At 65.6% G+C, this 23103-nt stretch carries 16 protein-coding genes; 7 read left to right on the top strand and 9 right to left on the bottom strand.

What is annotated here, in order from left to right; translation table 11 throughout:
• Positions 1-97: 97 nt before the first annotated feature.
• The 4 genes from FA87_RS01250 to FA87_RS01235 form a co-directional block, all read right to left on the bottom strand.
• Entirely contained in the window at positions 98-2335 is a 2238-nt protein-coding gene (locus FA87_RS01250) for an NADP-dependent isocitrate dehydrogenase (RefSeq protein WP_043691836.1), read from the bottom strand.
• A gap of 256 nt (positions 2336-2591) precedes the next feature.
• Positions 2592-5714, bottom strand: coding sequence for an efflux RND transporter permease subunit (locus tag FA87_RS01245; protein WP_036116486.1), 3123 nt, complete (start codon positions 5712-5714; stop codon positions 2592-2594).
• 133 nt (positions 5715-5847) lie between these two features.
• Positions 5848-9096 (bottom strand): efflux RND transporter permease subunit, encoded by a 3249-nt coding sequence (locus tag FA87_RS01240; RefSeq protein ID WP_036116487.1) that lies wholly within the window; start codon positions 9094-9096, stop codon positions 5848-5850.
• 71 nt (positions 9097-9167) lie between these two features.
• Positions 9168-10427, bottom strand: a complete 1260-nt coding sequence (locus FA87_RS01235) for an efflux RND transporter periplasmic adaptor subunit (protein ID WP_043691833.1) — start codon at positions 10425-10427, stop codon at positions 9168-9170.
• Between the two features lie 355 nt (positions 10428-10782).
• Between FA87_RS01235 and FA87_RS01230 the strand changes: the two genes are divergently transcribed.
• The gene (locus FA87_RS01230; protein ID WP_036118559.1) at positions 10783-11280 is read left to right on the top strand and encodes a c-type cytochrome; all 498 of its coding nucleotides are present in this window, start codon (positions 10783-10785) and stop codon (positions 11278-11280) included.
• A gap of 42 nt (positions 11281-11322) precedes the next feature.
• Here the strand turns inward: FA87_RS01230 and FA87_RS01225 are convergent, their stop codons facing one another.
• Positions 11323-11910, bottom strand: coding sequence for an ACP phosphodiesterase (locus FA87_RS01225; RefSeq protein ID WP_036116489.1), 588 nt, complete (start codon positions 11908-11910; stop codon positions 11323-11325).
• A 48-nt stretch (positions 11911-11958) separates the two neighbouring features.
• Here FA87_RS01225 and FA87_RS01220 point away from each other — a divergent pair, with 48 nt between their 5' ends.
• The 4 genes from FA87_RS01220 to FA87_RS01205 all read left to right on the top strand — a co-directional run bounded on the left by FA87_RS01220 (position 11959) and on the right by FA87_RS01205 (position 15080).
• On the top strand, positions 11959-12657 hold the full coding sequence (locus FA87_RS01220; protein WP_043691829.1) for an alpha/beta fold hydrolase: 699 nt from the start codon (positions 11959-11961) through the stop codon (positions 12655-12657).
• The gene (gene zapE, locus FA87_RS01215; protein ID WP_043697129.1) at positions 12654-13769 is read left to right on the top strand and encodes a cell division protein ZapE; all 1116 of its coding nucleotides are present in this window, start codon (positions 12654-12656) and stop codon (positions 13767-13769) included. The genes FA87_RS01220 and zapE overlap by 4 nt, the downstream gene beginning before the upstream one ends.
• A gap of 91 nt (positions 13770-13860) precedes the next feature.
• Positions 13861-14301, top strand: coding sequence for a hypothetical protein (locus FA87_RS01210; protein WP_043691826.1), 441 nt, complete (start codon positions 13861-13863; stop codon positions 14299-14301).
• Positions 14265-15080, top strand: coding sequence for an N-acetylmuramoyl-L-alanine amidase (locus FA87_RS01205; RefSeq protein WP_239708939.1), 816 nt, complete (start codon positions 14265-14267; stop codon positions 15078-15080). Before FA87_RS01210 ends, FA87_RS01205 begins: the two co-directional genes overlap by 37 nt.
• On the opposite strand, the gene ltaE is transcribed toward FA87_RS01205, so the two are convergent.
• Entirely contained in the window at positions 15074-16087 is a 1014-nt protein-coding gene (gene ltaE, locus FA87_RS01200; RefSeq protein ID WP_043691824.1) for a low-specificity L-threonine aldolase, read from the bottom strand. The two genes, FA87_RS01205 and ltaE, sit on opposite strands and share 7 nt — an antisense overlap.
• An 86-nt stretch (positions 16088-16173) precedes the next feature.
• Here ltaE and FA87_RS01195 point away from each other — a divergent pair, with 86 nt between their 5' ends.
• Positions 16174-16680, top strand: coding sequence for a gluconokinase (locus FA87_RS01195; RefSeq protein WP_043691821.1), 507 nt, complete (start codon positions 16174-16176; stop codon positions 16678-16680).
• A gap of 5 nt (positions 16681-16685) precedes the next feature.
• On the opposite strand, the gene FA87_RS01190 is transcribed toward FA87_RS01195, so the two are convergent.
• The gene (locus FA87_RS01190) at positions 16686-17474 is read right to left on the bottom strand and encodes a helix-turn-helix transcriptional regulator (protein WP_052191078.1); all 789 of its coding nucleotides are present in this window, start codon (positions 17472-17474) and stop codon (positions 16686-16688) included.
• 70 nt (positions 17475-17544) lie between these two features.
• Between FA87_RS01190 and FA87_RS01185 the strand changes: the two genes are divergently transcribed.
• Positions 17545-18750 carry an MFS transporter gene (locus FA87_RS01185; protein ID WP_043691818.1) on the top strand — a complete coding sequence of 402 codons (1206 nt, stop codon included), beginning with the start codon at positions 17545-17547 and terminating at the stop codon, positions 18748-18750.
• Positions 18751-18843: 93 nt separating this feature from the next.
• On the opposite strand, the gene FA87_RS01180 is transcribed toward FA87_RS01185, so the two are convergent.
• Positions 18844-21303, bottom strand: coding sequence for a membrane-bound PQQ-dependent dehydrogenase, glucose/quinate/shikimate family (locus tag FA87_RS01180; RefSeq protein ID WP_043691814.1), 2460 nt, complete (start codon positions 21301-21303; stop codon positions 18844-18846).
• 117 nt (positions 21304-21420) lie between these two features.
• Entirely contained in the window at positions 21421-23100 is a 1680-nt protein-coding gene (locus FA87_RS01175; protein WP_043691811.1) for an AMP-binding protein, read from the bottom strand.
• Positions 23101-23103: the final 3 nt, after the last annotated feature.

Below are 23103 nucleotides of genomic sequence, written 5' to 3'. Positions count from 1 at the left end.
GCGTCGTCAGACGTCGGCCGTGTATAAAAAAACGGGCCCCGGTCGTGATGACGACCGGGGCCCGTGCGTTTCGCGGCCAGAGGCCGCTCCTACATGATCAGCGTGCGGCGTTCAGCGCATCCAGTGCCGCGTTGAGCGTAGCGCTCGGGCGCATCGCCGCGCTGACCTTCGCCATGTCCGGATGATAATAACCACCGATTTCGACGGCCTTGCCCTGCGCACCGTTGAGCTCCCCGATGATCTTGTCCTCGTTTTCAGCCAGCGTCTTCGCCACCGCCGTGAACTTCGCCTTGAGGTCGGCATCGTCGCTCTGTGCCGCCAGCGCCTCGGCCCAGTACATCGCCAGGTAGAAGTGGCTGCCGCGATTGTCGATCTCGCCGACCTTGCGAGCGGGCGACTTGTTGCTGTCGAGGAAACGGCCGTTGGCGATATCGAGCGTCTTCGCCAGCACGCGGGCATGCTTGTTGTCGTAGCGCTCGCCGAGGTGCTCGAGCGACGCTGCCAGGGCGAGGAATTCACCGAGCGAATCCCAGCGCAGGTAACCCTCTTCGACAAACTGCTGGACGTGCTTCGGCGCCGAACCACCCGCGCCGGTCTCGAACAGGCCGCCACCCGCCATCAGCGGCACGATGGAAAGCATCTTCGCCGATGTACCCAGCTCCATGATCGGGAACAGGTCGGTGAGGTAGTCGCGCAGCACGTTGCCGGTGACCGAGATCGTATCTTTCCCCTGGCGGATGCGCTCCAGCGAGAACGTCGTCGCGGCGACGGGGTCGAGCACGCGGAGATCGAGGCCACTGGTGTCGTGATCTTTCAGGTAACGCTCGACCTTGGCGATCACCTGCGCGTCGTGCGCGCGGTTCCTGTCCAGCCAGAAGACCGCCGGGGTTTCGGAAAGACGGGCGCGCTGCACGGCGAGCTTCACCCAGTCCTGGATCGGCGCATCCTTGGTCTGACACATGCGCCAGATGTCGCCCTGCTCCACGGCATGTTCGAACACGACCGTGCCGTCGTCGGCGACGACGCGTACAGAGCCATCGGCGGGCACCTGGAACGTCTTGTCGTGCGAACCGTATTCCTCAGCCTTCTGCGCCATCAGGCCGACGTTGGGCACACTGCCCATCGTGGCCGGATCGAACGCCCCGTGGGCGATGCAATCCTCGATCACCGCCTGGTAGACGCCAGCGTACGAACGATCGGGAATCACCGCCTTCGTATCCTGCAACTTGCCTTCGGCATTCCACATGCCGCCGGAGTCGCGGATCATCGCCGGCATCGACGCGTCGACGATCACGTCGCTGGGCACGTGCAGATTGGTGATGCCCTTATCCGAGTTGACCATGGCCAGCGACGGACGGTTGGCGTATTCGGCCGTCAGGTCGGCTTCGATCGCGGCGCGGGTGGCTTCATCGAGTTTGCCGAGCCGGGCGTAGAGGTCACCGATGCCGTTGTTGGCGTCGAAGCCGACCTGCTTCAGCGCGTCGGCGTGCTTTGCCAGCACGTCCTTGTAGAACTCGCGCACCACAATACCGAACATGATCGGGTCGGAGACCTTCATCATCGTGGCTTTCAGGTGCAACGAGAACAGCACGCCCTTAGCCTTCGCGTCGGCAATCTGCGCATCGATGAACGACGCCAGCGCCTTCCGGCTCATGACCGCGGCGTCGACGATTTCGCCGGCTTTCACCGCGACCTTTTCTCTCAGAACCTTGCTGCTGCCATCCTTGCCGGCAAATTCGATGCGCAGGCTGCCGGCCTTATCGATGGTCGCCGACTTTTCGCTGCCATAGAAATCGCCGCCTTCCATGTGCGAGACATGCGACTTCGACTCGGGCGACCACTTACCCATGCGATGCGGATGCTTGCGCGCGTAGTTCTTGACCGAAAGCGGTGCGCGGCGATCGGAGTTGCCTTCGCGCAGCACGGGATTGACAGCGCTGCCCATGGCCTTGCCATAGCGCGCGTTGATCTCTTTCTCTTCGTCGGTCGACGGCGCGTCGACGTAATCGGGCAGCTTGTAGCCCTGCGACTGAAGCTCCCGGATGGCGGCCTTCATCTGCGGCACGGAGGCGCTGATGTTGGGGAGCTTGATGATGTTGGCTTCGGGCATCGTCGCCAGCTCGCCGAGTTCGGCAAGGTGGTCGCCGATCTTCTGCTCAGCCGTGAGGCGGTCGGGGAACTGCGCGAGGATACGAGCGGCGAGCGAGATGTCGCGCGTTTCGACGGCCACACCCGCCGTGCCGGCGAAGGCTTCAACGATGGGCAGGAAGGAGGCGGTGGCCAGGAACGGCGCTTCGTCGGTGAGCGTGTAGACGATCTTGGGCGAGCTGGACATGATTCGGCGAGCCTTATGCTTGAGTGGGCCAGGTCATGGGGGCTGGCCGGCGCAAGCCTCAAGGGGCGCACCGGCGAGCGGGAAACCGGACCATTGTGGCCCGATTGGGCGACTATCGCCAACAGGCCCGGGCGCCACCGCAAGCTGTCCGACTGAGACCGGCCCCTGTCGCCAGCAGGCCTGCCTGCCACCCGTCTGCGTCGAGCCGGTGGAGACGCGTCCGTGCTCCCGTGGGAGCGAACCCGCTGGCGATGCCTTAGGCGCCGGTATCGAGCGCGAGCCGCCGGGCCTTCCTACGTGCTTTACGCGCTTTCCAACGTTCCGACAGGCAGGCGAAGATCACGTACAACGCCGGCGTCGACAACAGGGTCAGGCTCTGCGAAATCAGCAAGCCGCCGATCATGGCGATACCCAACGGGCGACGCAGTTCCGAACCCTCGCCCAGGCCGATCGCCAAGGGCAGTGCCGCCAGAATGGCGACCATCGTCGTCATCATGATCGGACGGAAGCGCACCAGACAGGCCTCACGGATCGCCTCCTTCGAGGTGAGGTGATGCTCGCGCTCGGCGACCAGGGCGAAGTCGATCATCATGATCGCGTTTTTCTTCACGATACCGATCAGCAGCACCAGGGCGATCATCGCCACCACGGACAGTTCGGTATCGGTGATCACGAGCGCGGCCAGTGCACCCACACCCGCGGCCGGCAACGTGGAGATGATCGTCACCGGATGGATCAGGCTCTCGTAAAGCATGCCCATCAGCAGATACACCACGACGATCGCGGCAAGAATCAGCAGCGGCATATCGCTCTGCGACTGCTGAAAGCGCCGGAAGTCGCTGCCGGTATCCAGACGGATGTCGCCCGGCATGCGCATGCCGTCGATCGTCTTCTGGATGATCTCCATCGCCTCACCCATGCTGACGTTGGGCGCGAGATTGAAGCTGACGCCCATGCTCGTGTACTGATCCTCGTGCACGATCTGGCTGGGAGCGAGGCCCGCCTCCTGCTTCGTCACGGCCGACATGGGCACCATCGCGCCGTTGTCGGAGCGCACGTAGATCTGGTTGAGCGCTTCCGGGGTGGCCGCGAACTGCGGCAGCGAGTTGACGATCACCCGGTATTGGTTGATATCCGAATAGATCGTGGACACCGCGCGCTGGCCGAAGGCGTTGTATAGCGCCCCGTCGATGTTGCCGATCGACACGCCGAGGCGGGACGCCGTGTCGCGGTCGATCACCATGTTCTGACGCAGGCCCTGCGCGTCGATGTCGCTGCCCACGTCGGTCAGCATCTTGTTCTTCTTCAGTGCATCGACCAGCTTCGGCAGCCAGGTCTGCAGTTCGACGATGTCGTTGCCCTTCAGCGACACCGAATACTGACCGCCCTGCGTCGAACCGCCACCGCCACCGGTCGGCAGGTCCTGGATCGGACGCAGGCGCAGGTTGAGATCGGGGTATTTGTTCGCCGCCGCGGAGAGACGGTCGAGCACGTCGAACGTCGTACCCTTGCGGCCCTCGGCCACCGTCTTCAGCTCGATATTGAACTGACCGGTGGAACCCGTGCGGCTCGTACCCAGGCGCGAGCCCACGGCCTTCACGTCCGGATCGTCGAGCAGCATGGTCGTCAGTCTGGCCTGGCGCGTCTGCATCTCACCGAACGACACGGTGGAGCTGGATGTCGCACGCGCACCGATGAGCCCGGTGTCCTGGGGCGGGAAAAAGCCGCCCTTCACCATGCCGAAGAGGACGATCGTGATGCCGATCAGCACCAACGGCGTGAGAGCCATCAGCAAGGCGTGACGCAAGGTCCAGTCGAGCGCACGGCGGTAGACGCCGACCATGCGCTCGTGCATGCGCTCGAGAGCCAGCCCGAACTTCGACTCCGGCTCGTCGTTTTTATGCGCGGTGAGAAAATGCGCGCACAACGAGGGTGTCAGCGTCAGCGAGATCACGGCGGAGACGAGAATCGCCGCCACCAGCGTGACCGTGAACTCCTTGAAGAACATGCCGATGATGCCCGGCGCGAGCAGCAGCGGAATGAACACCGCGACCAGCGAGCCGGTAATCGAAACGATGGTGAAACCGATTTCGCGCGCACCGAGCAACGCGGCCTCGAATCGGGGAATCCCTTCGTCCATATGACGGATGACGTTTTCGATCACGACGATGGCGTCATCGACGACGAAGCCGATCGCGATGACCAGCGCCAGCAACGTCAGGTTGTTCAGCGTGTATCCGAACGCATACATCACGACGAACGCGCCGGCCAGCGACAGCGGCACGGCAAGCCCGGCGATCACGGTCGGTGCCAGTCGGCGCAGGAACAGCGCCATGGTCATGATCACCATGGCGAGACTGATCAGCAGCGTCGCCTGTACTTCGTGCAGCGACGCGCGGATCGTGGGCGTGCCATCGAAGAACGAATGCAGCTGGACACCGGCGGGAAGCCAGGTCTGCATCGTGGGGATCTGCGCCTTGATGCGATCCACGGTGTCGATGACGTTCGCGTCCGACTTGCGGAACACGTACATCAGGATGCCGGGGCGTCCGTTGAACCACGCCGCCTGATACGCGTCCTGCTGGCCGTCGTATACCTTGGCCACGTCGGAAAGGCGGATCGGCACGCTGTTGTTCACGCCGATGATCAGCTTGCCGAACTCCTCCGCCGTATGCAGTGAGTCGGTGGCGGTCACCGCCATGGTCGTCTTGCCGTCCGAAAGGAAGCCCTGCGGTGAGGTGACGTTGGCCGCGGTGAGCGCATTACGCAGCTGATCCGGCGACAGGCCCATGGCGTTGAGCGCGCGAAGGTTGACGTCGACACGGATCGCGGGCGTCGCACTGCCCGCGATGTCCACCGAGGCGATGCCTTCCTGCTGGCGAAGGCGCTGGGCGAGGATCGAGTCGGCGACGTTGTAGAGAGCGGTGGGCGCGACGGTGTCCGAGGTCAGCGCCAGCACGATCACCGGATCGTCGTTGGGATTGGCCTTCTGGTACGACGGCGCATTCAGCAACCCGCTGGGCAGGTCCGGCTGGGCGGCATTGATCGCGGACTGAACGTCGCGTGCCGCGGCATCGATATTGGTGCCGTTCTGGAAAAACAGCAGCACGAAGCTGCTGCCCTCGGAGCTGTTCGACCGCATCGACTCCACACCGGGCACCTGGCCCAGGTGGCGTTCCAGCGGCGCGGCTACCGTCGATGCCATCGTGCTGGCGTCCGCACCCGACTGCTGCGCCTGGACGAAGATCGCCGGGAACTGGATGTTCGGCAGCGCGGCCACGCCGAGCAGCGAATAACAGATGACGCCGATCACGAAGATACCGATCGCCAGGAGCGATGTACCGATGGGACGACGGATGAACGGACCGGAGATATTCATGGATGGGAACGGGACATCGTGCTCGGGATGGCGCGGAGTGATCCGTTCCTAACGCGCCATCCGGAAAAAGGTTTCGCCGGGCGGCGAACCGTCCGGCGAAAAAGGGGGTTTCCAGGGGCTTCGAAGCCTGGCGTCATCGGCTAGCCGGCCGGGCCTGCGAGGCTTCCAGTGCCAGGGCGCGTTGTCGCTTGCGCTCCGCCAGCCAGTCGGAGAACCGCTCCATGTAGAGGTAGATGACCGGCGTGGTGTACAACGTGACCAGCTGCGAAAGCAGCAGGCCGCCGACGATCGACACACCCAGCGGCTTGCGCAGTTCCGAGCCGATTCCGTTGCCCAGTGCCAGCGGCAGCGCGCCGAGCAGCGCCGCCGCCGTGGTCATCATGATCGGACGGAAGCGAAGCAGGCAGGCGCGGCGGATGGCGTCGTGCGCGTTCAGGCCGGTCCGCTTCGCCTCGATGGCGAAGTCGATCATCATGATCGCGTTTTTCTTCACGATACCGATCAGCAGCACGATACCGACGATGCCGTCGACCGAGAGGCTCATGCCGCAGAGAATCAGTGCGAGCAGCGCGCCGACACCCGCGGGCGGCAGCGTCGAAATGATCGTCAGCGGGTGGATGTAGCTCTCATAGAGCACGCCCAGCACGATGTAGATCACGATGATCGACGCCAGCAGCAGCAACACTTCGTCGCCGACGGACGAGGAGAACTCCGCGGCCTTGCCGATGAACTGACCGCGCACCTGCGGCGGGAAGTTGAGCTGCTGCTCGACCTCGTGGATCGCGTCCACCGCGCTGGAAAGCGATTCGCCCGGCGCCAGGTTGAAGGAGATCGTCACCGCGGGCAGCTGCTGCAGGTGGCTGACCACCAGCGGTGCCGTGGTGACGACCGCGCTGGCAAGAGAGGCGATGGGAATGTTGCCGCCTGCACCGACCTGGAAGCCGACGTTACCCGTGTTGCCGATGCCCGACGGGGTCGCCGAGTTGCTCGACGCCAGCTGACCGAAACTGGTCGCGTTGGAACCGGTCAGGGCGCCGTTGCCGTTGCCGCGGACCGTCAGCTTGTTCAGCAGATCGTTGCTGTTGCGGAACTCCGGCGCGACTTCGAGTACGACGCGGTACTGGTTGAGCTGGGTGAAGATGGTCGAGATCTGGCGCTGGCCGTACGCGTCGTACAGCGTGTCGTCGATCGTCTGCACCGGCACGCCGAGGCGGCTGGCGCTGTCACGATCGATGGTCAGCTTGAGCGCGGTGCCCTGATCGGCCAGGTTGTTGTCGACGTCGGCCAGTTCCTTGCGTTTACGCAGCGCGGAAGTCATCTGCTGCGCGTAGCCGGCAAGTTCGGTCGAGCTCACGTCCGACAGCGAGTACTGGTACTCCGTGGCGGACACCTGCGTGTCCAGCGTCACGTCCTGCACGGGCTTCAGGTAGAGCGCGACGCCGGCGATACCCGACGCCGCCCGCTGCAGACGTGGCAGGACGGTGTCGAGCGCTTCGCGGTCGCCGCGGTCCTTCAGCACCAGCGACAGCTGACCCTGGTTGAGTGTCGGGTTGATCGAACCGGCACCGATGAAGGCGGCCACACCGGCCACGGCGGGGTCCTTGGCCAGGGCATCGGCCACGGCCTTAGTGCGGACTTCCATCTGCGGGAAAGCGACGTTCTGATCGGCCTGCACGACGGCCGTGATCATGCCGGTGTCCTGCTCGGGCAACAGGCCTTTCGGAATGACGATGTAGAGCACAACCGTGAGGGCGACGGTGAGCGCGGCGACGATCATCGTCAGCGGGCGATGATCGAGCACCCAGTCGAGGCTGCTGCCGTAACCTTCGACGATGCGCGACCACGCGTTGTGCTTGCCCGAGGCGGCCGCGTGCTCGTGCGCGTCTTCCGCGTCCGGCAGTTCGTCGGCCTTGAGCAGGTAGGCGCACATCATCGGCGTGAGCGTCAGCGAGACGAGCATCGAGATGATGACCGCGATCGTCAGCACCCAGGCGAACTCGTGGAACAGGCGACCCGTGACACCCGGCATCAGCAGGAGCGGCAGGAACACGGCCACCAGCGAGACGGTCAGCGACAGCACCGTGAAGCCGATTTCCTTCGCGCCGACTTCCGCGGCGGTCTTCGCGTCCTGACCCTGCTCGATATAGCGGACGATGTTTTCGATCATCACGATCGCATCGTCGACCACGAAGCCCGTCGCGACCGCCAGCGCCATCAGCGACAGGTTGTCCAGCGACATGCCGGCGAAGGACATCACACCGAACGTGCCCATCAGCGACAGCGGCACCGCCACGGACGGAATCACCGTGGCCCACAGACGGCGCAGGAAGACGAAGATCACCGCGACGACGAGGCAGATGGTGAGGATCAGCGTGAACTGCACATCCTCCACCGAGGCGCGGATGGTGATCGTGCGATCCGAGAAGACCTTCAGGTGGACGTCGGCCGGCAGCACCTTCTGCAGATCGGGAATGGTCTGACGGATGGACTGCACCGTCTGCACGATGTTGGCACCGGGCTGGCGACGGATGTCGAGCAGCACGGCCGGTTTGCCGTTGGCCCAGGCCGCCAGCTGATCGTTCTCGACACCATCGATGACATTGGCCACGTCCGACAGGCGCACGGGCGCACCGTTCTTGTAGCTGATGATCGTGCCCTTGTAATCGGCGGCGTCGGCCAGCTGGTCGTTCGTGCCGATGCTGTAGGACTGCGTCTTGCCGTTGAGCGTGCCCTTGGGCGCGTTGACGTTGGCTTCCGTGAGCGAGCTGCGCACGTCTTCCATGGTCAGGCCGAGGTTGGCCAGCTGTGCCGGGTTGACCTGGATGCGCACGGCGGGGCGCACGTTGCCGGCGATCGACACCAGGCCCACGCCCTGAACCTGGGCGAGCTTCTGCGCGATGATCGAGTCCGCGTAATTGTTGACGTCGCGCAGCGGCAGGCTGTCGGACGTGAGCATCAGCGTCATGATCGGCGCATCGGCCGGATTCACGCGGTTGTAGACGGGCGGATACGGCAGGTTGTTGGGCAGCGTACCGCGTGCCTGGTTGATCGCCGCCTGTACGTCCTGCGCGGCGATGTCGATATCCCGGTCCATGTTGAACTGCAGGATGATCGTCGACAGGCCCGCCGACGAATCCGAGCTCATCGAGGCCAGACCGGAGATCTGTCCGAAGTTACGTTCCAGCGGCGTGGTGATCAGCGCCGCCATCGTGGACGCGCTGGCGCCGGGATACTGCGTGGTGACGACCAGGCTCGGGGCATCGATTTCCGGCAGCGCCGAAACCGGCAGCTGGCGGTAGCCAAGGATGCCGAGCAACAGCACCGCCACCATCAGCAGCGAGGTCGCGATCGGCCGGCGAATGAAGAGTGTCGAGAAACCCACGAGTAAGTCCTGGTGTCGGGACCTTGCGGTCCGTTGGCGGCGCGTCCGTCATGGACGCGCCACGCGCGCTATCAGCCGCGGCGACCGCCGCCCTGGCGACCCTGCTGACCCGTCTTGGCCTTCTGCAGTTCTTCCGCCGTCGGCGCCGCTGGCACCTGGCCCGGCGCCAGCGGGTTCACCTTCGAACCCGGCTTCAGGCGGAACTGGCCTTCGGTGACGATCTTGTCGCCCAGCTTCACGCCCTTGGTCAGCATCACGTGGCTGTCGCCCACTTCCGTGGCGGTTTCCACCGTCTGCATCCTGACCGTGTTGTCGCCCTGCACGACGTAGACGTAGTCGCCATCCGGACCACGCTGTACGGCCTGCGAAGGCACCACGAGGCCGTTCTTGACGGTGCGCACCTTAAGCTGCACGTTGACGAACTGGCCCGGCCACAGCTGGGTCTTTTCGTTGTCGAACAGCGAACGCAGACGGAAGGTGCCGGTCGTGGTGTCGATGGTGTTGTCGAGCACGTCGAGGTGACCCGTGGCGATCGGATGCGCATCGACACGGTCGAGCGCCGACACCTCGAGCTGGGACAGACCGTCGCCACTCACCGAGCTGCGGACCAGGTCCAGGTTTTTCTCAGGGAGGTAGAACATCACGTAGATCGGATGCAGCTCGGTCAGGGTGACGATGGCATCGCCCGACGCGACGATGTTGCCGGCGTCGACCGAGCGGATGCCGGCCAGGCCGTCGATCGGCGCGATGACCTTGGTAAAGCCCAGTTGCACCTGTGCGGCGCGGATGGCCGCCTGATCGGCCGTCACGGTCGAAGCCGACTGGTCGAGGGTGTTCTTCAGGTTATCCAGGTCCTGCTTGGACACATACTGCTGGCCGCCTTTGCTGACCAGATTCTGGGAACGGTCGAGGTTGTTCTTGGCCGTCGCCACCAGAGCCTGGTCCTGCCTGAGCTTCGCGACGGCCTGGTCGTAGTTGGACTGGATGGTGCGCGGATCGATTTCCGCGATCACGTCACCCTTCTTCACTTCCTGGCCTTCCTGAAAGTTCAGCTTCATCAGCTGACCGCCGACCTGCGGGCGGACCGTGACGGTGTTGCGCGCCTGGACGGTGCCCAGCGCGGTCAGGTAGACGGGCACATCCTGGCTGGCCACGGGCACGACCGTGACCGGAACCGGCGGCTGATCCTTGCCCTGCCCCTCGCCGTTGGCCTGCGCACTGGCCGCGTGGGCGGGATCGCCCTCCTTGGCACGGTGGCTGCGAACGACAAAGAAGCCCGCGATCAGCACGACGACAATGACGGCCAGCGCGATTTTCCAGAAACGCGACATGAAACACTCCCAGGTGGATAACCGGACGAAACAGCGTTCTCGTCCGTGCGCGCCGTGCGCCAGGGGGTTTATAGCCCCTGAAGGTTAAGATTCGACGCCGACAATATAGGGTTAGGGGAACGGCATTGAACAATGCCGGTTGACAGGGGTACAGCATGACTGACGGCACGGGTTGGCGGGTGAGCAGGCCGTTTCGGCAGACCGCCGACTCCCGGGGAGGTTCCGTTATACTCGCCCGGTTCGACGCCGCATCGCGGCTTGCAGGCACGCCGAATCCCGGGGAGGGGGCCGGCACACCCAAATCCAGTGGAGTGAATGCGTGAGCGGTTCTCCAAGCAAGTCCGACCAGAACTTCATGCGTCAGTTTTCCCTGCTGACCGCCGGCCTCAGCGTCCTCGCCATCGTCCTGATGGTCGTGGCGTACCTTATATACAGTCGCATCCCCAAGGATGAGGACCCGGCCGTCGCCAAGCGGACCGAAGCCCGTATCGCGCCCGTCGGCGCGGTCTATGCCGGCGACACGGGCCGTGCGGCCATGCAGGCCGCGCAGGAGGCCGCCGCCAAGGCCGCCGCCGCGCAGGTCGCCTACGGCGGCAGCACCGACGGCAAGACGATTTACGACAACCTCTGCCACAGCTGCCATACGGCCGGCGTGGCCGGTGCGCCCAAGCTGGGTGACAAGGGCGCCTGGTCGGCGCGTCTCGCCGAGGGCATCGCGACCCTGACCAAGCACGCCATCGAGGGCTACACGGGCCCGGACGGCAACCACATGCCGGCCAAGGGCGGTAATCCGTCGCTGACGGACGAGCAGGTCACCAACACCGTCAAGTGGATGGCCGACCAGGCCAAGTGATCGCGGCCGGGGCTTCCCCGGTCCGTTCCGCTTGCCGGACGATCAGCTCCGCCCGAGCACCCAGTTCGCCGCGAAGGCCCTGAGTTCCGGGAAGAAACGCTCGAACGTCCCCTTCAGCGCGTCGTCTTCCGAGAGCAGAAGCGGCATGGCATCGGCCACCGGGTTCGCCCGCGATAGTCGCTGGGAAATCCCGCGCAGCGCCTTACCGATCGCCTCGGCGTTCCGATAGCCCGCCGGCAGGTCATTGGCGTCCATGTAGCCGAGGAACCGCTTCAGGTGGTCCGGCAGCAGGGCATCGGCCTCGTGCAGCTCCTGGCGTAGCCGGGTCGAGTAGGTCTCCAGCGGCACATCGGACCAGCGGGCGAAGTCGCGCGCCAGACAATGGTCGAACCACATGTCCAGAAGGATTCCCGCGTAGCGGCGGAACGGCGCGGGCATACGCTCGCGGGCGGCACGAACTTCCTCATGCCGGTCGGTGAAGCTGTCGATGGCCCGGTGCAGATGGATCCCGTCGCGGACGCGCGGCGGCAGGTGATCGCCGGGGGTGCCGTGCACGAAGTCCCCCATCGTTCCGCCCAGCCGCAACGCCGCGTCGTCACCCGCCAGCAGGGCGTGGGCGAGGACGTTCATGGCGTGTCACCGCCGCGTCGCGAACGGCCACCGGTTATCATGGAGGGCATGAGCGCACTTCAACCTACAGCGCCGGAGCATTTTCCGGACGAGACCGTGAGCTTCACGCTGGCGGGTCCCGCAGGCAAGCTCGAATGCGAAGCCAAGCCCAGCGACGCCGAACTCCGCCGCGATGCCATCGCCGTCATCTGCCACCCGTTGTCCACCGACGGCGGCAGCATGCATAACAAGGTGGTCACGATGGTCGAGCGCGCGCTACGCGAGTCCGGCCTGGACACCGTCATCTTCAACTTCCGCAGCGTCGGTCAGTCCGAAGGCGAGTTCGACGGCGGTGAGGGTGAGAGCGACGATCTCGCCGCGGTGGTCGACTGGGCGCGTAAGGCGCGACCGGGCGCCGCGCTCTGGCTCGCCGGCTTCTCCTTCGGCAGCTACGTGACCCTCCGCAACGCCGTGCGCCTCGACGCCCGTGCGCTGATCAGCATCGCGCCTCCCGCCGCCGGTCGCGGCTGGGATTTCTCACAGGTCGAGCTGCCCGCGTGCCCGTGGCTGGTGGTCATGGGCGACGCCGACGAAATCGTCGAGCCGCAGGCCGTCTACGACTGGATCGAGAGCATCCCCGACGCGCAGCGGCCGCATCTGGTGAAGATGGAGGAGACCAGCCACTTCTTCCACCGCCGTCTCATGGATCTGCGGGGCGCCATCAAGAACGCGGTCAAGGAATGGCCGCCGGCGCCGCACGCCGCATGAACGGCACGGCAGCGACACCCGGCGAGCGTTACCGGGACGGCATCGCCGGCCACCGGTGGGAATCCGACCCCGCCCAACTGCCGGTGATCACCGAGTTCGACCGGCTGCACGCCGGCCTCTGCGCGCCGGTATCGGCGCCGGCCGGGGGCTTGTTCGGCCGCCTGCGCAACATGCTCGGCGGCGAGCCGCGTCAGGCGGTTCCCGGGCTGTACCTGTGGGGAAGCGTCGGTCGCGGCAAGACCTTCCTGATGGATCTGTTCGTCTCGAGCCTCGCCCCTGGGCTGGCGCTGCGCCGGCACTTCCACCGTTTCATGCTGGAGGTTCACGGCATGCTGCGCGAGCTGGGCGAACGACAGAACCCGCTTGACGAAGTGGCCGGGCAGCTCGCCGCGAAGTGCCGGGTGCTCTGTCTCGACGAGTTTCTCGTGTCGGACATCGGCGACGCCATGATCCTCGCCGGGCTGCTCGACGGCCTGTTCGCCCGTGGCGTCACGCTCGTCACCACTTCGAATACACCGCCATCCGGGCTCTACAAGGACGGCTTGCAGCGTGCGCGTTTCCTGCCCGCCATCGCGGCGATCGAGAAGCACTGCGTCGTCCACGAGATGGTCTCGCCGCGCGACTGGCGACTGCGCGCACTCAGCCAGGCGTCCGTCTATCTGGTGCCGCCCGGCCTGGAAGCCGAGCATTCGCTGACGCGGATCTTCTCGGGTCAGGCGCAGGGCGACACGATCGACGGTGGCGAACTCGCCATCAACGGACGCGAGGTGCCGGTGCGCAAGCGTGCCGGGAACATCGTGTGGTTCGACTTCGCCGCGCTCTGCGAGGGGCCCCGTGCCGTCGCGGACTACATCGAACTGGCCAGGGCCTACCCCGCCGTCATCGTGTCCAACGTGCCTCAGTTCACCGTCTTCACCGAGAATGAAGCCAAGCGCTTCGTGCTGCTGGTCGACGAATTCTACGACCGCCACGTCAAGCTGGTGATATCCGCCGCGGCGCCGATCACCGAGCTCTATGACGGAACGAAGCTGCGCGCGGAGTTCGGTCGTACCGAGTCACGGCTGATCGAGATGCAGAGCGAGGACTACCTCGGGCGTGACCATAAGCCTTGATCCAGCGTGGACAGCGACGGCTGGAAGGCCGCATGCTTGGGGCTTCATGCTTTACGGGCGGGGTCACCCGCGCCACCTGACGAGGAACGCCATGGAACATTGCGAGCTGATTCCGGGTCGCGGCATTCGCCGCGGCGACACCGACATTTTCTTTGGCATGACGCGCAAGAAGCTCCGCGACGCGCTCGGCTGGAAGTCCGGTGGTGACAACATCTGGGACGATGAAGACGAATACAGCGACGCCGAAGGCAACGACTGGGTCCGGCTGCGCTTCCTCGACGACAAGCTTTGCGACATCGAGGTCATGGGCGGCCAGCTCACCCACGAAGGCATCGATCTGCTTCCCACCAGCATGCCCGCGTTGCGCGCGGCCCTGAAGAAAGGCGGCATGGCGCTGGAGAAGACGGAATGGCTGTCCGAAGGGCACGACTGTGTCGACCTGCAGATCGTCGTCGCGTCCAGAGACGATATCGGCGACGCGGGCGACGAGATCGAATGGGTCATCACCAGCAGCGACTTCCGGGTCGAATGATCGGCCATGGCGCCATGATGGCAGGGCGCCTGCGCGCCGCTTCAGGCGTCCTGCTCGCCTTGTTGCTCACGGCCTGCGCCTCCGCGCCGGCCATCGCGCCGCAGCACAGTCCGCTGGCTCATTGGACGCCGTCGCCGAACTTCAATGCGCGCAAGCCCCAGCTCATCGTGCTTCACCACACGTCCATCGGCGATGCGAGCGCCGCGCTCCGCGTCCTGCGCACGCGTAACAGCGAAGGCCCCGTCAGCGCGCATTACCTGGTGGAAATGGATGGCCGCATCGACCAGCTGGTCGACGATGGCAACCGCGCCTGGCATGCGGGTGCGGCGCGCTGGGGCGACATGACCGACCTCAATTCATCGTCGATCGGCATCGAGATCGACAACGACGGGGTGTCGCCCTTCACCGAACCGCAGATCCAGGCACTGATCAACCTGCTCGCCGATCTGACCTCACGCCTTGGCATCCCGAGACAGGCCGTGGTCGGCCATGGAGATATCGCGCCGGGCCGGAAGAACGACCCCAGCGCACGCTTCCCATGGGCCACGCTGTCACGCTACGGCTTCGGTCTGTGGCCCGATGCCACGCTGCTACCCGCACCGGCCGGCTTCGACAGCCTCGCGGCCATGCGCCTTGTCGGCTACGACGTATCCAATCCTCGCAGCGCCATCATCGCGTTCCACCGGCACTACCGCGCCACCGAAACAGATGCGCTGGACGTGACCGACGCGGCGATCCTGTATTCGCTTCAGCGCAAGCTGATGGCGCCGCGTCAGTAAGCGAACGACGCGAACGCGGCGATGGTCCGGTCCACGCCTTCATCGTCGATGTCCAGATGGGTCACGAGGCGGACCGACGGCAGATAACCGATGCTCAGTCGCACGCCGGCGTTCGCCATGTGCGTGGCCAGATCCTTCAGCCGCGGGGACGGAACGTCGACGAAAACCATGTTCGTATGGCAACCGGTGACATCGAGGCCATCGATTGCGCGCAGTCCGTCAGCGAGTCGCGCGGCACGGGCATGGTCGTCGGCGAGGCGCTCCACGTGGTGATCGAGCGCGTACATCGCGGCGGCGGCAAGCATGCCGGCCTGACGCCAGCCGCCACCGGCGACCTTGCGCCAGCGGCGGGCGCGTTCGATCAGGGCCGTGTCGCCCAGCAGCACCGAGCCCACGGGCGCGCCCAGACCCTTCGAGAGACAGACGGAGACGCTGTCGAAACCTGCGACGACATCGCGTGCCGGGCGACCGTAGGCGGTGGCCGCGTTGTAGAGGCGCGCGCCATCCAGATGCAGGCCGAGACGGCGACGGGTCGCGACTTCGCGCGCCTGCGCCAGATAGTCGAAAGGTAATGCCCGACCGTGCCAGGTGTTTTCCAGCGCCAGCAGGCGCGAGCGGGCGAAGTGCGGGTCCACCGGCTTGATCGACGCCTCGACCTTATCCAGCGGCAGCGTACCGTCGGCGGCCTGCGGAATCGGCTGCGGCTGGATCGAACCGAGCACCGCCGCGCCGCCGCCTTCAAAACGATAGGTGTGGGCATCCGCACCCACGATGTACTCATCGCCGCGCTCGCAGTGAGCCATCAGCGCCAGCAGATTGCTCTGCGTGCCGGTCGGCACGAACAGCGCGGCGGCAAAGCCGAGCTCACCGGCGAGGCGCTCCTGCAACGCGTTGACCGTGGGGTCCTCGCCATAGACATCGTCACCGACCGGCGCACGCAGCATGGCCTCGCGCATGGCGTCGGTGGGACGGGTAACGGTGTCGCTGCGCAGATCGATGAGGTTCATGAGCGTTGTCGGCAAGGAAGACGTATCGCCGATGGTACGCGAAGCCGTTCACGAATCAGTGGCCGACGCCGCGGCATGCTTGTCCGATGATCACTATCGTCATGGGCGTCTCCGGCAGTGGCAAAAGTACGATCGGCGAGGGCCTGGCCGCGCGCCTTGGCCAGCCTTTCGTGGATGCCGACCCTCTTCATCCCCAGGCCAATCGCGACAAGATGGCCCGTGGCATTCCACTCGACGATACGGACCGCCAGCCCTGGCTGGAGGCCATCGTCGCCGAGATGGATCGCCATCGCGCGCTCGGCGAATCGATGGTGCTGGCGTGTTCGTCGCTGAAGAAACGCTATCGCGATTTCCTGCGGCATGGACATGACGATGTGCGCTTCGTCTACCTGCATGCTTCGCGCGAGTTGCTGGCGGAACGGCTCGGTCATCGTAGTGGGCACTTCTTCGATCCGACCTTGCTGGACAGTCAGCTGGCGACGCTGGAGGAACCGTCAGCGGATGAGGCGCTGCGGATCAATGTGGGAATGCCTCCGGCCGAGGCGATCGAGAAAATCGTCCGGGCGGGGTGTCACGATGAGCAGGACGTGTGACGGTTCTAGCCGCGGTAGTGACTCGGTGGCTTGCCCAGCGCCCGCCGGAACATCGTCGAGAAGCTCGCCGGACTCTCGTAGCCCAGATCCAGCGCGACCGTCGTCACCGTCGCTCCCGCGCCGAGGCGCGGCAATGCCGCAAGCAGGCATGCCTGCTGCCGCCATTGCGCGAAACTCATGCCGGTTTCCCGCCGGAACAGCCGCGTAAAGCTTCGCCGGTGCGTACCCAGCTCATCCGCCCAGTCGTCGATGCCCTCGGTCATCCGCGGGTGCTCCAGAAAGCGCGCGCAGCGCGCAGCAAGCCGCGTATCGGTAGGGAGCGGTAACGCCAGCGGTATCGTCCGGGCGCTGCCCACTTCGGCCACCAGCAGCGACATCAGCATGCCGTCGCGGCCGACCAGATCGTATTCGCGAGGCACCTCGACCGCCGCGACCAGCAGCGCGCGCAGCAGGGGCGAGACGGCAAGTACACGGCAGACATCGCCCAGCGGGCTCGCGGCATCGTGTTCGATGTAGACGCTGCGCGTGCTGACCGTGCCGATCATGCGCACGGAATGGGGCGTGGTGGCCGGAATCCACACCGCGCGTTCGGACGGCGCCAGCCAGGCCCCGTCGGGCGTGGTCACGGCGACCGTGCCGGCGGACGCGTAGAGCAGCTGGCCGCGACGGTGCCGGTGTGTCGCCAGCTCGAACGACGAGGGGTATTCGTTGCCGCTCGATACGACCGCCCGCGGCGTATCGTCGAAGACGTCGCGAAACGGGATGTCTGCGGTGTCCCGATCTCCAATACTCATGACCCATATCCTAGCGCGGGACAGGGTGGCCTCGTGTTCTCATAAGCCTCCCCCGCCCCAGGACACCCGCATGCAAGCGCCCGCGAGCGCCGCGGCAGACACGCCGCGCGCCGACCCGACCGTTTACGGCGTCATCTTCGCTATCAGCTTCTGCCATCTGCTCAACGACATGATGCAGTCGCTGCTGCCCGCCATCTATCCGGGTCTGAAGGCCGGTTTTCATCTGGACTTCGGCCAGATCGGTCTGATCACGCTGACCTACCAGATCACCGCGTCGATCCTGCAGCCGCTGGTGGGCCTTTATGCGGACCGCCGGCCGACACCGCTGGCGCTGCCGGGCGGCACGCTGTTCTCGCTGGCCGGTCTGCTGGTGTTGTCGGCGGCACATACCTACCCGATGCTGCTGATCGGCGCGGCGTTGCTCGGCATGGGCTCGTCCGTGTTCCACCCCGAATCCTCGCGCGTGGCGCGGATGGCCTCGGGTGGTCGTCATGGTCTGGCCCAGTCACTGTTCCAGGTCGGCGGCAACGCCGGGCAGGCACTGGGTCCGCTTGCCGCGGCGATCGTCGTGGTCCGCTGGGGCCAGTCGAGCCTGGCCTTCTTCGCCATGCTGGCCCTTCTCTCCGGCGCGGTGCTGTGGAACGTCGGCCAGTGGTATCGCCATCACGGCCTGCCACGCCTCAAGGCGAGCGCCGGCAAGCACGCGTCCATCGCGCCGAGCAGCAAGGATGCGAAGCGCGGCATCGCCGTCCTGCTCGCGCTGATCTTCTCCAAGTACGTGTACCTCGCGAGTCTGACGAGTTACTTCACCTTCTACCTGATCCACCGTTTCAACGTGTCCGTGCAGAACGCGCAGCTGCACCTGTTCGTCTTCCTCGGCGCGGTCGCGGTCGGGACGGTGCTGGGTGGTCCGCTGGGCGACCGTTTCGGGCGCAAGCGGGTGATCTGGTTCTCGATCCTGGGCACCCTGCCGTTCACCCTGTTGCTGCCGCACGCCAGCCTGTTCTGGACGGCGCCGCTGACGGTGGCGATCGGGCTGATTCTGGCCTCGGCGTTTCCGGCGATCGTGGTGTTCGCGCAGGAGCTGGTGCCGGGTAAGGTCGGGATGATCTCGGGATTGTTCTTCGGCTTTTCGTTCGGGATGGGCGGGCTGGGTGCCGCGGGGCTGGGCGAGCTGGCCGACCACCTCGGGATCGAGGCGGTGTATCAGGTTTGTGCGTTCTTGCCGTTGATCGGGTTGCTGGCGGCGTTCTTGCCGGAGCCCAGAAAGGCCTGATCCTGCAGGAGCGCGCCTTGCGCGCGACATCGGCATGGCAGACCGGTCGCGCGCGGGGCGCGCTCCTACAGGAGCGGGCCCCGCGACGTTTTTTTACTTCGGCAACGCGTAAGCGATCACCCAGTCGCCCTGCTTCGTGCCCAGGGAACCATGTCCGCCGGCGACCACCAGCAGGTACTGCCGGCCGCTGCTGTCGGCATAGGTCATCGGCGTTGCCTGGCCGCCGGCCGGCAGACGCGATTCCCAGAGCTTTTTGCCCGTACGGACGTCGTACCCACGCACGTAATAGTCGAGCGTGCCGCTGAGGAAGGTGACACCGCCAGCCGTGGTCACCATACCGCCAAGGCTGGGCACGCCAAGCGGCATCGGGATCGGCAGCGGCGCGCTGTCGACGATGGTGCCGTTCTTGTGCCGCCACATCATCTTGCCGCTGCGCAGGTCCACGCCCGCGACATAGCCCCACGGCGGTGCCTGGCACGGAATGCCCAGCGGCGACAGGAAGGCCGACAGCTCGATGCCGTAGGGAATGCCTTCGGCTTTCTTGACGCCCTCGGTCTCGCTCTTCGCCGGGCCGACTTCCATCTTCGCCAGCTCTTCCTTTGGAATCAGCTTCGACTGGAAGGCCATGTAACTCGGATTGATCAGCATCAGCTGGCGCGTCGGATCGACCGACACGCCACCCCAGTCGAACACGCCGAAGTTACCCGGAAACACCAGCGATCCCTGCAGCGAGGGCGGAGTGAACATACCGTCGTAACGCAGCGAGCGGAAACGTACGCGGCACCAGAGCTGATCCAGCGGCGTGGTGCCCCACATGTCCCTCTCGCGTACCTGCGGCGGCGCGAAGTTCAGGTCGGACAACGGCTGCGTGGGTGCCGTATGGTCGCCCGCCACGGCACCCTGCGGGCGCGGTACTTCCTGAATCGGCACGATCGGTGTCCCGTCGCGGCGGTCCAGCACGTACACGCTACCCTGCTTGGTCGAGGCGATCACCGCGGGCTTTACGCCGTCCGCGGTCTGCAGGTCGATCAGGGTCGGCTGGCCACCCACATCCATGTCCCACAAATCGTGGTGGGTGAACTGGTAGTTCCACTTCACCTTGCCCGTGGCGACGTCGAGGGCGACGAGACCTGCACTGTACTTTTCCGACGTCGGCGTACGACCGCCGCCGAACTGATCCGGCGTCTGGTTGCCCATCGGCAGATAGACGATGCCGAGGCCTTCGTCGACGCTGAAGAGCGACCAGACGTTAGGCGAGTTGCGCGTGTAGATGCCGTCGGGCCCGATCGGCGCGGTCGCGTCCGGATTGCCCGGATCCCAGTTCCAGACGAGGTGACCGTCATGCACGTCGAAGGCACGGATCACGCCGGACGGCTCGTTGGTCGACTCGTTGTCGGTCACGTGACCGCCGATGATCACGAGGTCTTTCGTCACCGCGGGTGGCGACGTCGAGTAATAGCCACCCGGAGTGAACGGGCCGACGTTCGTCCGCAGGTTCACCGTCCCCTGCTGGCCGAAGTCCGTGCACGGCTGGCCGGTGTCCGCGTCGAGCGCGATCAGGCGCGCATCCGCCGTCGGCAGGAACAGACGGCGCGGGCAGCTTGCCGTGGTGATGGCCGACGGCGGCAGCGGTGCGGTCGATGCGACCGCCGGTACCCCGGCCGCCGTGGTCGCCGGAGCGGGAATCACCGCCGCCGCATACTTCGCATCGTCGTGATAGGACACGCCGCGGCAGGTCATGTGCTCCCAGTGTTTGAAGCCGACGGGGCTCTGGATCTTCGGGTCGAACTCCCAGCGCTTCTCACCGGTGGCCGCATTCACCGCGATCACCTTGCTGTGCGGCGTGCACAGATACACGGTGTCGCCGATCTTCAGCGGCGTGTTCTCGGCCGTGGTCTCGGCGGGATCATCCGGGCCGGGCACGTCGCCGGTCTGGATCTTCCACGCCACCTGCAGCTGGCCGACGTTATCGGGGGTGATCTGCTTCAACGGCGAGTACCGCTGACCGTAGGGCGAGCCGCCGTAGTCGGTCCAGTCGCTGTCCGGACGCGCGGCACGGTCGCCCTGCGGTCCCGAGACATCGGCCATCGGAAGCTCGCCCGGCAGGTCGTGATCGATATGCAGCGCACCGACGATGCCGACGGCGGCGACGATCAGCAACGATAGAAAGAGAAAACCGCCGCCGGTGCCGCGTGCCGTTTCGCCAAAGCGATCGTGGCCAAGCCCGCGTCGCGGCCAGGGCAACAAGAGCCATAGGCCGAGCACGAACCAGACATCCAGGCGCGGCAGAAGCTGCCACCAGTCCCACCGTACTTCCCACACGGCCCAGGCCGCGGTGGCGATCAGCAGCAGGGCGTAGATCGGTACGGCGAGCCGCACGCGGAACAGCAGCAGCGCGGCGACCAGCAACGTGATCGCGCCCGCGGCCAGGTAATACACGGAGCCGCCGGATCCGAAGAGGCGGATGCCGCCCAGCAGCATCACGGCACCCCAGAGGGCGAAGACCAGCGCGCTGAACAGCGTCGCCGGGTGGAATCTCCTGACTCGGTTCATACGGACTCACTCATGGCGTCGGCCCTCCCCTGGCGGACAGATTCGTGCGGAAGACGTGAATCCGAGGTGGAGGCGCGGATGATCCGGATCGTGCCCAGAAACATCCTTTCGCGGGGCTTACATCGCCTCGCCTCCGGCAAGCTCCGCGATCATCGTGTCCCGCATCAGATACTTCTGCACCTTGCCAGTGACCGTCATCGGAAACGCGTCGACGAAGCGCACGTAATGCGGCACCTTGAAGTACGCGAGATGCTTGCGGCAATAGTCCTGAATCGAAGCGACCGTGGCCGGCGAGCCTTCACGCAGACGAATCCAGGCGCATACCTGCTCACCCAGCCGCGGGTCGGGCACGCCGAACACCTGCACGTCCTGGATGTCCGGGTGGCCGTAGAGGAACTCCTCGATCTCACGCGGATAGATGTTCTCGCCACCGCGGATGATCATGTCCTTCAGCCGGCCGACGATGGTGCAGTAACCGGCATCGTCCAGCGTCGCCAGGTCGCCCGTGTGCATCCAGCGCGCCTCGTCGAGCGCCATGCGCGTGTTCGCATCGTCGTTCCAGTAGCCGCGCATGACCGAGTAGCCGCGGGTCAGCAGTTCGCCCGTCATGCCTCGCGGTACCACGCGGCCCTGCTCGTCGACGATCTTCACCTCGACATGCGGGTGTACGCGGCCCACCGTCGACACACGCAGGTCGAGCGGGTCTTCCGGAATGGTCTGGAAACTGACCGGGCTGGTCTCGGTCATGCCGTAGGCGATGGTCACCTCGCTCATGTGCATCTCACGAACCACGCGTCGCATCACCTCGATGGGACAGGGCGAGCCCGCCATGATGCCGGTACGCAGCGTGCTGAGATCGAACTCGTGAAAGCGTGGATGCTCGAGCTCCGCGATGAACATGGTGGGCACGCCGTGCAAGCCGGTACATCGTTCCTCGGCCACGGTCTCCAGCGTCGTCAGCGCGTCGAACCCTTCGCCCGGGATGACCATGCAGGCGCCGTGCGTCACGCAGGCCAGATTACCCAGCACCATGCCGAAGCAGTGATAGAACGGCACCGGAATGCACAGACGATCTTCCTCAGTCAGACGCATCGCCTCACCGATGAAGAATCCATTGTTGACGATGTTGTGGTGGGTCAGCGTGGCGCCTTTGGGCGCACCCGTGGTGCCGGAGGTGAACTGGATATTCACCGCGTCGTCGAAACCCAGCTCCGGTTCGATCGCCCGCAGTCGGGCACGTGCGGCGTCATCCGCGCGCAGGTCCTGCCAACGCAGCGTGCCGGGGGCGGCTTCATCGTCCAGCAGGATGACGTGGCGCAGATCGGGCAACGCAGCCGCACGCAGACCGCCCGGCGGGGCGGAGGCCATCTCGGGCGCGAGACCGGTAAGGATCTCCAGGTAATGCGAACTCCTGAAGACGCGGGGCAGGATCAGCGCGCGACAACCGACCTTGTTCAACGAATAAGCCAGTTCGTGAGAACGATAGGCCGGGTTGATGTTGACCAGGATCAGTCCGGCTTTGGGCGCCGCGAACTGGGCCACCACCCACTCCGCGCGATTGGGCGCCCAGATGCCGACGCGATCGCCCGGATCCAGACCGAGGGCGAGCAGCCCGGCCGCCACGCGGGCGACTTCGGCCTGGAACTCCGCATACGTCCAGCGCACACCCTGCTGACGCACGACCAGCGCGGGCCGGTCGGGCCAGCGCCCGGCGATACGGTCGAGGAGCGCACCGACCGTCTCCCCGAGGAGGGGCGTGGCGCTTGCGCCGTGGACGTAGCTGGGAGCGTGGTGCATGCG

Origin of the sequence: Luteibacter sp. 9133, from assembly GCF_000800155.1 — a bacterium.
GTDB lineage: Bacteria > Pseudomonadota > Gammaproteobacteria > Xanthomonadales > Rhodanobacteraceae > Luteibacter > Luteibacter mycovicinus.
This window is presented reverse-complemented; position numbering and strand designations above follow the sequence as displayed.